Here is a 1,708-nt window from a genome sequence, read left to right as displayed (position 1 = left end):
CCCACAAGCTCAGACACTGTGAGGCTAAAACTATAATCCGGACGAGGGACGTGGCCGGTGCCTCCACGAGGCGAGGGCCGCGGACGGCTGTTCGACGTCCCCATCGCCTTACAAATGCGTAAGGTTGCAGCCACAATTCCGGGAGGATTCGAGCCAAATTATGTCGATGTTCCCTGGCTATTCAGTATCGCGATCACGCAGCTGTTAAACGTCAGGAAAATCAAATGACGGAAACCAGAATTGGCTACTCAACTTCCCAGATTGCGCTTCATTGGATCATAGCTGCGCTGGTGTTATTCCAACTGTTCTTTGGCGAGAGCATGACAACCGTGGTCGATGCTGCCGAAGATGGAGCCGCCGTCTCGTCAGGCGATCAGGCATTGGGCTCTGCCCATTACTGGATAGGAATTTCGACCCTGGCACTCGTGCTGATCCGGTTGCTAATGCGTGTAGTTTCCGGTGCGCCTGAGCCTGCAGAAAGCGGACCTGGCTGGATGCGGATCGCCGCACGTGGTTCACACGGCCTTTTCTATCTGCTCTTGCTTTTAACGCCCATTGTGGGACTGCTCGCTTTCTACATTGGCGACCCATGGGGCGACATCCATTCCCTCAACAAGCCAGTGTTTGTCGTCCTGATTTCGGTCCATGCCGTGGCGGCACTGTTCCACCAGTACTGGCTTCGCGATGGCACACTGAAGCGGATGCTGTCGCCCGGTCGACAAGCGGGTCCGTCACGTTTGTAGCCGCCGCCGATACTAAGATCCGACGGCGCTGACGGTCAGATTATTCTCAGGTGAGAGAGCAGATCGCTCGCCCAGCCAGAGCGGTCTCGCACCAGCCTGAATCCCAGATTGTCGGGAGGCGTACCGACGGCACAGCCTCCGCTTTTTCCGTCACTGACGAAGTTCGACATGTAGGCTCTGTGAAGCCCTTCAAGGACGTGGACACCGCAATTGTCGACCGAACTCGCAACACCGCTTCCATCCGCAGCCAACGTGGTGCGGACATAGCAGGTCGAAGTCCACTCCCAGACGTTGCCAGAAAAGTCGGCAAGGCCCAGGGAATTGAAACCAAACGAGCCACGGCTCTTGGGCATCGGGTCCGGTTTGCGATTGAGGTCCACCTCGGCCTTGTAGCTGGTGAGCCATCGTCTGGCGGGGTTGGTGGCGTCGTTTTCGACACCCTCGAATTCGCCTGCGAACCGCTCAGCAGCGGCAAAGGCCCACTCTTCGTCGGATGGCAGTCGCCATTGGTCGCCGGTCACTTCCGAATACCACCGGGCGTAGGCATTCGCATCGAGATAGCTTACTCCGGTGACGGGAGCTTTGCTTGGGATCGCGCGCGTCTCCTGAGCTGGCTGACAGCCGCCAGCCGACACGCAGTCCGCATAGTCGGCCGCGCCGACCTGGTAGGCCATGATTTCGAGAGGTCTGTCGAGTTGCCGCTCGAGGCGGGGGTTGCCTTGCGGGCGTCCCTCTTTCAGGAACTCGCCCGGAGTCGGATAGATGATCGAACCGGAAAGCAAGACAACCGTCATAGCGATGGGGTGGGATTGTCGATCTCCAAAGACCGCCTCTAGCGAGAGCCCTACCGGAACAGCAGCGGCGGCCAGGGCGACCGGCAGGACCTTCAGGATGAAAAGAGACATGGCTTTTGTCCTTGCCCGGACAGCGGCGCCGTCCGGGCATTTTCGAGTGCCGTCAGTTGG

2 protein-coding genes are annotated in these 1,708 nt (G+C 58.9%); one reads left to right on the top strand and one right to left on the bottom strand.

The window, feature by feature from the left end; translation table 11 throughout:
* The first annotated feature begins 224 nt into the window (after positions 1 to 224).
* The gene (locus EN879_RS34845; protein ID WP_063170487.1) at positions 225 to 743 is read left to right on the top strand and encodes a cytochrome b; all 519 of its coding nucleotides are present in this window, start codon (positions 225 to 227) and stop codon (positions 741 to 743) included.
* Positions 744 to 778: 35 nt separating this feature from the next.
* On the opposite strand, the gene EN879_RS34840 is transcribed toward EN879_RS34845, so the two are convergent.
* The coding region (locus EN879_RS34840; RefSeq protein ID WP_348631522.1) for an SUMF1/EgtB/PvdO family nonheme iron enzyme at positions 779 to 1,708 on the bottom strand (930 nt) is incomplete at its 5' end.

The sequence above is a fragment of the Mesorhizobium sp. M7A.F.Ca.AU.002.02.1.1 genome (genome assembly GCF_003998535.1).
Taxonomy (GTDB): Bacteria; Pseudomonadota; Alphaproteobacteria; order Rhizobiales; family Rhizobiaceae; genus Mesorhizobium; species Mesorhizobium ciceri.
The sequence above is the reverse complement of the archived record's forward strand: the minus strand, read 5'-3'. Positions and strand labels throughout refer to the sequence as shown.

Excerpts from the sequence above, each read along its gene's own strand:
- EN879_RS34845 (WP_063170487.1), top strand. The coding sequence starts at position 225 with ATGACGGAAACCAGAATTGGCTACTCAACTTCCCAGATTGCGCTTCAT.